Below are 8610 nucleotides of genomic sequence, written 5' to 3'. Positions count from 1 at the left end.
TCTGGCAATTGAGTGGCTGCCTCGGAGTAAGTTTGAAGAGTTACGGAATGCGTAAGCCGGTACTGACGTGTCATTAGTGCCGGCATCTACGCAAGCCTGCTCCGATATGTAATGACCCAGCCAACTGCCCATTGAGCACTGGCACGACTACATCGGCGCCGCGACGCTGGCCGATGCCATCCTGGACCGGCTACTACACAGCACCCACCGCCTGATACTCAGAGGAAAATCGATGTGCAAAAAAGCCGCCCCGCAAGCGGTAGAAGTTGACCTATCGTGACCGGTTAGCTTACAAAACCAGAGCCAGCGAGAGAGGAGTGAGCAAATCGGTCACTATCGGGGCTATTGCCGCAACGGGTGGTCACGTTCGCCGGAATACGCACCGTTTCACTTGCCGATGCAGAAGCTCCCGAATATCTCTCCCAGCAGATCGTCGGCACTGAACTCGCCGGTAATCTCTCCCAGTGCCTGCTGGGCATCGCGAAGATCTTCGGCCAATAGTTCGCCTGCTCCGTAGCCTTCCAACTGAGTGCGCCCTGCTTCCAACGCGGCCATGGCACGGTCCAGAGCGTCCAGATGACGGCGGCGCGCCGAGAAACGTCCTTCGGTAGTGGCGGAAAAGCCCATCACCTCTTTCAAATGGGCTTTCAAGTTATCCACACCCGCTCCCGTTTTGGCCGACAGCCTGACGATGGGAGTGCTTGTGGGTAACTCAGGTGTTTCGAGCCCTGGCGCTTCGGCGCTGCTGTCGATCTTGTTGCGCACCAGGGTCAAGCGCTGTCGGTCTGGCAGGCGGGCCACGAACTCGGGCCAGATGGCCATGGGGTCCGTTGCCTGGGTAAGCGAGGCATCGACCAGCAGCAGCACGCGATCGGCTTTCTCGATCTCTTCCCAGGCCCGGGCAACGCCAATTTTTTCTACCGCGTCCGGCGTATCGCGCAGGCCAGCGGTGTCGATAATGTGCAGTGGCATGCCGTCCAGGTGGATGTATTCACGCAGTACGTCACGGGTAGTGCCGGCAATGTCCGTGACGATGGCCGTGTCCTGCTCGGTCAGCGCATTGAGCAGGCTGGACTTGCCCGCATTGGGGCGCCCTGCAATCACCACGCTCATGCCTTCACGCAGCAAGGCGCCTTGGCCTGCGGCCTGGCGCACACGCACCAGCGCCTGCTGCACCTGTTCCAGATGCGTTGCCACGTGGCCATCGGCAAGAAAGTCGATCTCTTCTTCGGGGAAGTCGATGGCGGCCTCAACATAGACACGCAGCTCGATCAACTGCTGAACCAGCCCAGAAACGCGCTGTGAAAACTCGCCTTGCAACGAGCGCAGGGCATTTTCGGCAGCTGAGCGTGAGCTGGCATCGATCAAGTCGGCAATCGCCTCGGCCTGGGCCAGGTCCAGCTTATCATTCAAGAACGCGCGTTCGGAGAACTCGCCTGGCCGAGCCAGGCGTGCCCCCAGGGCGAGGCAGCGCTCCAGCAGCATATCCATGATCACGGGGCCGCCGTGCCCCTGCAGCTCCAGCACGTCCTCCCCGGTAAAGGAGTTAGGCCCGGCAAACAGCAGCGCAATTCCTTCGTCGATAATGCCTTGAGCACCACTGAAGGGGCCGTAATAGGCATGACGCGGGGGAGGGCATTGCCCCAGTATGGCCTGAGCGATATGGCGGCTTTCCGGGCCGGATACGCGGATGATGCCAACGCCGCCGCGTCCCGGAGGGGTGGCCAGGGCGGTAATCGTGTCTTGGGTATAGAGTCGTTCAGCCATAACGCGTCCCGGAGATCAAAAAAGAGAGTGTATCGTGTATGCAGCGGAAGAAAAGGGCAGGCCTGAAACGCCAGACCCCCGCTTTAGCGGGGGTCTGGTAAAGGGCGGGATGAGAGGCTACTTGGTGCGCATCCCTTTGCCCACGTTGGGGTCTTTCTCGATATTGCGGGTAATCACGTACTGCTGGGCTACCGAGATGATGTTGTTCACCACCCAGTAGATGACCAGACCCGCCGGGAACCACAGGAAGAAGAACGTGAAGATAATGGGCAGCATCTTCATGATCTTGGCCTGCATGGGGTCCGGAGGCGTCGGGTTGAGCAGCTGCTGAACGTACATCGATACCCCCATCAGGATGGGCAGAATGAAGTACGGATCTTTCACCGACAGATCCTGGATCCACAGCATGAACGGCGCATGGCGAAGTTCAACGGATTCCAGCAGCATCCAGTACAGCGCGATGAAGACCGGCATCTGGATGAGGATCGGCAAGCAGCCACCCAGCGGGTTGATCTTCTCTTTCTGGTAGAACTTCATCATCTCTTGAGACATTTTCTGGCGGTCATCGCCATAAAGCTCTTTGAGACGCTGCATCTCCGGCCCGAGCTTGCGCATCCGAGCCATGGACTTATAGGCCTTGGCTGAAAGCGGGAATAGCGCGAGCTTGACCAGCACGGTCAGCAGAACGATGGACCAGCCCCAGTTGCCGACCAGGTCATGAATCTTGTCGAGCAGCCAGAACAGCGGGTTGGCAATGAACCACAGCCAGCCGTAGTCCACGGTCAGGCGCAGGTTCGGTGCCACCTGCTCCAGGTACTCCTGAACCTTGGGACCCATGTAAAGGGTAGCCCCCAGAGTCGCTTCGCCTTCGGCGGCCACGCTGGTCACCGGCCCTGCAAAGGCGGCAACGTTGCGGTTGCTGGAGTCGGTGGTCGCGTAGTACAGGTTCTGCTGATTCTGAGCAGGTGCCCAGGCAGAGACGAAGTAGTGCTGAATGATGGCGACCCAGCCACCCTGGGCCTCACGGTTCTCGAAACGACCGCGCTGGATATCATCGAAATCGACTTTTTCGTAGCGGGTATCCGGTGACGAGTAGGCGGCGCCCAGATAGGAACTCATGCCCATAGCGACGCCACTGGAGGGGTCTGGGCTGTTATCGCGCGCTAGTTGGCCAATGAAACGGGCACTGACAGGCTCATCAGTGTTGTTGGCCAGGTAATAGCTGACATTGACCGCATAGCTGCCGCGCTCGAAGGTCAGACGCTTGATCACGTCAACGCCGTTGACTTCTGCCGTCAGGTCGACGGTGAGCTCTTGCTCGTCGTTACCCAGGCGGTATTCGGTGTTTTCAGGCGTAAACGTGATGCGGCTTGACTGGCCATCCAGCTGCAGGCCAGAGCGTGCTACGTAGCTGCGCGTGGCGTTATCCGATAGCAACACGTAGTTGCGTTCAGAGTCCAGCGTCAGCTTGTGCTGTGGCAGAGCGGCATACACGATATCCCCACCAAAGGGGTCGATGCGTACGTCCAGCACATCGGTAGTGACGGCGATGAAGTCACGACTGGCGGTCGAGCTTGGCGAGTCGCTCATGCCTTCATCGATGGCGGCCTGAGGTGCGGAAGTACTGGGAACGGAAAGATCGTCGCTGCCGCCTTCACTCGCAGGTGCCCCATTGCTTGTCTGGGTCATTTCGGGAGTGGAGTCGTAGCTGGTCTGCCCGTAATCCTGATTCCACTGTACAACCAGTAGGTAGGCAAGCACTGCCAGTGGAATCAGTAATAAAAGTCGTTTTACGTCCATGAGGGTTCTGCCCGATGGGTGGTGAACATGCTAATGGCGCAGTGTCATTTGCTCGGCCCATGACACACGAAAGCCTGCCAAGCGGCAGGCCGAGGTCGAGCGGCGAGGTGTGTCGTCAAGTGTCACGTGTCTGGCCATGTGATGGCGGAGATGTCGATACCGCCGGAGCCTCGCGCTGAAGCCGTTTCCACATGCCATGTAATTGGCGAGTCAGCGTCTCGTTATCGATCTCCTGTGCGCCTCGCTTGGCCATGATCACGATATCCACAGCGGGTAAGCGATCCTGACGAAGGCGAACGGATTCTCTAACCAGGCGCTTGAAGCGGTTACGATCCACAGCAAGCTTCACATTTTTCTTGCTGACTATCAGACCAATGCGGGGATGTCCCAGGCTGTTCAGGCGCGCTAGCGCCATCATGCCCTTGCCATGGACTTTCAAGTCGGCTTGTTCGAACACGTGACTGAAATCCCCAGCGTTCAGCAATCGCAAGCACCGGGGAAAGCCTTGAGGCGACACACGCAATCCGAGATCAGGCGCTCAGACGCTTGCGGCCTTTGGCACGGCGGCGTGCGATAACGGCACGGCCGTTCTTGGTTGCCATACGAGCACGGAAGCCATGCGCGCGCTTGCGCTTGAGAACGCTGGGTTGAAAAGTGCGTTTCATAACTCGTTATTCCCACGTGGTTTAGGACGGAAATTGAATTCCAGATGACCCGGTCCAGTGAGGAACCAGCCGGGGAGTTTCAATTCAAGACCGGAAATTGTAGAGACTTCCTGGCCTCGGTGCAATTTTTCCTTGCATGAAAAGCGTGAAAAGGGCAATGGCGACCCACGATACCCTGTCAGTCTGACGAACGTCGATGACACCACTATTACTAATGGATTTTCTTAAACCTGTTGTTATTAATAGTGGGGATACTAATTGTGGATAACTCATTTATCTCTATTTTTATCAAGATCTTAAAATGATAAAAAATCTGTGGGTAACTGGCTGTAAAGCAGCGTAAAAGCTGTGATTTATGTGTGATTAACGCAGCATAACTCAGCAATATGCGGTTTTGTACCCATGCCGTCCGCTGCTTTTCCTAAGCCCTCATGGCTACTTGTCCACAGGCAAAAAAGAGCCTCGAGTGCGTGTGGATAACCGTTTCGTTGGGCGCTACAATGGTCGGCCGTTTTCAATCGATGGTGAGATGAGTGTCACTCGCGCTTTGGCAACAGTGCCTGGACTACCTGCAGGACGAACTGAATTCGCAACAGTTCAATACCTGGATACGTCCGCTGCAGGCAGAAGAAGGAGAGTCCAACGAGCTTCGCTTGTTGGCGCCGAACCGCTTTGTGCGCGATTGGGTGAGCGATAAATATGCCAAGCGCATCAGTGAGCTGATGCGTGAGCTTGCCCCTTCCAAGCCTCCCAAGGTCAGCCTTACCGTAGGTAGTCGTCGCACCTCCGCAGCTGCACCGCAGCCTAGAGAGTTGGGCAACCCTGTCTCTGCATCGCCTGCCCAGGCGCCTGCTCCTGCGGTGCATACTCCACCCCGCGGTGAAGTCGGCGATGAGCGTGAAATCGAGCAGTTGCGCGAAGAGCCGGGCGCCGGGCGACGCGGCAACGAGCGCCAGGTACAGGTAGAAGGTAGCCTCAAGCACAGCAGCGGCCTGAATCCCAACTTCACCTTTGATACCTTCGTGGAAGGTAAATCGAACCAGTTGGCGCGTGCGGCCTCTCGGCAGGTATCCGAAAATCCGGGTGGGGCCTACAACCCGCTGTTCCTCTACGGCGGGGTAGGCTTGGGTAAAACCCACTTGATGCATGCCGTGGGCAATGCCCTGGCAGGTAGGCGGGAAAATGCCCGAGTGGTGTATCTGCACTCCGAGCGCTTCGTGGCGGATATGGTGAAGGCGCTTCAGCTCAACGCCATCAATGACTTCAAGCGTTTTTATCGCAGTGTCGATGCCTTGTTGATTGATGATATTCAATTCTTTGCTGGCAAGGAGCGCTCCCAGGAGGAGTTTTTCCATACCTTCAACGCTTTGTTGGAAGGTGGCCAGCAGATGATCCTGACCTCGGATCGCTACCCCAAAGAGATCAGTGGCGTCGAAGAACGCTTGAAGTCGCGGTTCGGTTGGGGCTTGACGGTAGCCATCGAGCCGCCTGAGCTGGAGACGCGGGTCGCGATCCTGATGAAGAAAGCCGACCAGGCCAAGGTCGAGTTACCGCATGATGCAGCCTTCTTCATCGCTCAGAAAATACGTTCCAACGTGCGGGAGCTGGAAGGTGCACTCAAAAAGGTCATTGCCGACTCCCACTTCATGGGCAAGCCGATCACCCAGGACTTCATCCGTGAATCGTTGAAAGACCTGTTGGCGCTTCAAGACAAGCAGGTGGGGGTGGATAATATTCAGCGCACGGTGGCTGAGTATTACAAGATCAAGGTGGCGGACCTGCTCTCCAAGCGACGCTCTCGTTCGGTGGCGCGCCCTCGGCAGGTGGCCATGGCGCTGGCCAAGGAGTTGACCAATCACAGCCTGCCGGAAATTGGTGATGCCTTTGGTGGGCGAGACCATACGACGGTATTGCACGCTTGTCGTAAAGTGAAGGCGTTGCAGGAGGAGAGCGCAGATATTCGCGAGGACTACAAGAACCTCCTGCGCCTGCTGACCAGCTAACCCATTATGTCGGCCTGCTGCGGTGGGCCTTTCAGGATAGAAAACCGGAGTTTCGATGAAATTTACCATTTCCCGAGAGGCGCTGCTTCGCCCGCTGACTCTGGTGGCGGGGGTCGTAGAACGGCGCCAAACGCTGCCTGTGCTGTCGAACGTCTTGATCCAGGTCGAAGGTGATCAGGTAGCGCTGACCGGTACCGACCTGGAAGTCGAATTGGTGGGGCGCACGGTGGCCAGCCAAGTGGACCAGCCAGGCGCAGCAACGGTTCCTGCGCGCAAGCTGATGGATATCTGCAAGTCATTGCGGGATCAGTCGGATATTCAACTGGCTGTGGAGGACGGGCGCGCCGTATTACGTAGTGGTCGTTCGCGCTTTACACTTTCTACACTTCCGGTTGCAGAGTTTCCCAACATCGAAGATGCGGATGGTAGCCAGGAGTTGAGCGTACCGCGCGGTACGTTGAAGCACTTGATCGAGTCGACATCCTTCGCCATGGCCCAGCAGGACGTGCGCTACTACCTGAATGGCATGCTGCTGGAGATTCAGAGCAATCTGCTGCGCACGGTGGCCACCGATGGGCATCGGCTGGCCATGTGCTCACGTCCGGTAGAAGTGGCCGTCAGCCAGGCGCAGAAACTGATCGTGCCGCGCAAGGGTATTCTGGAGCTTTCTCGCTTACTTGACGACAGTGACGAGCCCGTAAGCCTGACGCTGGGCGCGACCCATGTGCGTGCTCACACGGGTGATTTTACGTTCACGACCAAGCTGGTTGACGGTAAATTCCCGGACTACGAACGTGTTGTGCCGCGCAATGGTGACAAGGTGCTGATCGCCGAGCGCGCCGAGTTGCGTCAGGTGCTGTCGCGGACCGCCATCCTCTCCAACGAGAAGTACCGTGGTGTTCGTCTCTATCTGGAAGAGGGCAATCTCAAGGTGATGGCCAACAACCCGGAACAGGAAGAAGCCGAGGAGAACGTCGCTGTCGAATACAATGGCAGTGCCATGGAAGTCGGCTTCAACGTTAGTTATCTGGTGGACGTGCTTTCCGTGTTGAATGAAGACCGCGTTCAAATGACGTTGGCTGACCCCAATAGCAGTGCGCTGCTGGAAGAGCCAGGTGGCGGTGATGCGCTGTACGTCGTCATGCCCATGCGTCTATAAACGGCAGCAGGACGTTATCTATGACGGCGCTTCTGGTTTCAGAAGCGCCGTTTTCACGTGTGCTGGACGGCAGTCAATGGTCTTGAAGAGTGACATCGACGCATGAGTATCAAGGAGCTTACTTTCCACGGCCTGCGTAACCTGGCCCCCACCACCGTGCAGCCATCGCCGCGCATCAATGTGCTGCACGGCGATAATGGCAGTGGCAAGACCAGCGTTCTGGAAGGTATTCATGTGCTGGGTATGGGGCGCTCCTTTCGAACCCGTCAGCTCAAGCATGCCATCCAGACGGAAGCCCCATATATGACCCTGTATGGCCGTTTGGCGGGTGACCCTGAGGTTACCCTAGGGGTCAGGCGATTACGCACTCAGCGCGAGCTGGAGCTGCGTTTGAGGGGGGAGAAGGGGGTGCGCTTGGCCGAGCTCGTGGAGGCGATGCCCCTACAGCTCATCAATCCCGATGCCTTCAGGTTGCTGGAGGGCTCTCCTGCCGGGCGTAGAGAGTTTCTCGACTGGGGTGTGTTTCACGTGAAACATCATTTTCTGGATGCCTGGCGAAGAACGCGCCGAGCAGTGAAACATCGGAATGCCCTTCTCAGGCGTGGTAGAATGGTGGCCAGTGAGCTGGTTGTTTGGGAGCAAGAGCTTGCACAGTGGGGCGAAGAGATGGATCGGCTTCGCCTTGAGTGGTTTAGCCAGTTCTTGCCCATGTTCGAAGAAACGCTGCATAAATTGCTGCCACTACCTGGCCTGACGCTTCGCTATGCCCGAGGGTGGGATAAGCAACGCTCTCTGGCGGAAGTGCTGAGAGATAGCCGCGAGACGGATCAGCAGATGGGGTTTACCCAGCAGGGCCCCCAGAGAGCAGACCTGCGTATTCGATTGAACAAGCAGCCCGCCGTTGAGGTGCTTTCCAGAGGCCAGCAGAAGTTGGTCGTCAGTGCGCTGAAGCTAGCCCAAGGGCGGCTTCTGGAAAGTACCACGCAGCGGCACTGTATCTATCTGATTGATGATTTACCTGCGGAGCTGGATGACAGGCACCGCCATCAATTTTGCCATTTACTGGAAGAAATGCAGTGTCAGGCTTTTATTACCAGCGTTGAAGCCACGGCTCTAAGGAATAGTTGGCAAGCCAGTACGGACATAAAAATGTTTCACGTGAAACATTCCCCGGCTGGATGGAGTCAATTGGAGACGGATGGCTAAACGACACGGA

At 57.2% G+C, this 8610-nt stretch carries 8 protein-coding genes; 4 read left to right on the top strand and 4 right to left on the bottom strand.

Annotated features, from left to right (window positions below; translation table 11 throughout):
• Nucleotides 1–124: 124 nt before the first annotated feature.
• Entirely contained in the window at nt 125–280 is a 156-nt protein-coding gene (locus B7L72_RS08750; RefSeq protein WP_081193815.1) for an ATP-binding protein, read from the top strand.
• A 107-nt stretch (nt 281–387) separates the two neighbouring features.
• Here B7L72_RS08750 and mnmE read toward each other — a convergent pair whose 3' ends face one another.
• The 4 genes from mnmE to rpmH all read right to left on the bottom strand — a co-directional run bounded on the left by mnmE (nt 388) and on the right by rpmH (nt 4232).
• Entirely contained in the window at nt 388–1767 is a 1380-nt protein-coding gene (mnmE, locus tag B7L72_RS08745) for a tRNA uridine-5-carboxymethylaminomethyl(34) synthesis GTPase MnmE (RefSeq protein WP_081193811.1), read from the bottom strand.
• 117 nt (nt 1768–1884) lie between these two features.
• Nucleotides 1885–3567, bottom strand: a complete 1683-nt coding sequence (gene yidC / locus B7L72_RS08740; RefSeq protein ID WP_081138464.1) for a membrane protein insertase YidC — start codon at nt 3565–3567, stop codon at nt 1885–1887.
• A gap of 115 nt (nt 3568–3682) precedes the next feature.
• Nucleotides 3683–4084, bottom strand: a complete 402-nt coding sequence (rnpA, locus tag B7L72_RS08735; protein WP_139788486.1) for a ribonuclease P protein component — start codon at nt 4082–4084, stop codon at nt 3683–3685.
• 13 nt (nt 4085–4097) lie between these two features.
• Complete coding sequence (gene rpmH, locus B7L72_RS08730) at nt 4098–4232, bottom strand: 50S ribosomal protein L34 (protein ID WP_009723348.1); 135 nt, start codon at nt 4230–4232, stop codon at nt 4098–4100.
• Between the two features lie 533 nt (nt 4233–4765).
• Between rpmH and dnaA the strand changes: the two genes are divergently transcribed.
• From dnaA to recF, 3 genes are all read left to right on the top strand, one after another.
• A complete protein-coding gene (gene dnaA, locus B7L72_RS08725; RefSeq protein WP_016915608.1) occupies nt 4766–6235 on the top strand; it encodes a chromosomal replication initiator protein DnaA in 1470 nt (489 codons plus the stop codon).
• Between the two features lie 55 nt (nt 6236–6290).
• Nucleotides 6291–7394, top strand: coding sequence for a DNA polymerase III subunit beta (gene dnaN / locus B7L72_RS08720; RefSeq protein WP_081193807.1), 1104 nt, complete (start codon nt 6291–6293; stop codon nt 7392–7394).
• 102 nt (nt 7395–7496) lie between these two features.
• Complete coding sequence (gene recF, locus B7L72_RS08715; protein WP_081193805.1) at nt 7497–8600, top strand: DNA replication/repair protein RecF; 1104 nt, start codon at nt 7497–7499, stop codon at nt 8598–8600.
• Nucleotides 8601–8610: the final 10 nt, after the last annotated feature.

Origin of the sequence: Halomonas sp. BC1 (assembly GCF_002078135.1) — a bacterium.
Taxonomy (GTDB): domain Bacteria; phylum Pseudomonadota; class Gammaproteobacteria; order Pseudomonadales; family Halomonadaceae; genus Vreelandella; species Vreelandella stevensii.
Note: the sequence above shows the minus strand (reverse complement) of the source record. Positions and strands in the feature narration are given on the sequence as shown.

Excerpts from the sequence above, each read along its gene's own strand:
- yidC (WP_081138464.1), bottom strand. The coding sequence starts at position 3,567 with ATGGACGTAAAACGACTTTTATTACTGATTCCACTGGCAGTGCTTGCC.
- rpmH (WP_009723348.1), bottom strand. The coding sequence starts at position 4,232 with ATGAAACGCACTTTTCAACCCAGCGTTCTCAAGCGCAAGCGCGCGCAT.
- dnaN (WP_081193807.1), top strand. The coding sequence starts at position 6,291 with ATGAAATTTACCATTTCCCGAGAGGCGCTGCTTCGCCCGCTGACTCTG.
- mnmE (WP_081193811.1), bottom strand. The coding sequence starts at position 1,767 with ATGGCTGAACGACTCTATACCCAAGACACGATTACCGCCCTGGCCACC.
- recF (WP_081193805.1), top strand. The coding sequence starts at position 7,497 with ATGAGTATCAAGGAGCTTACTTTCCACGGCCTGCGTAACCTGGCCCCC.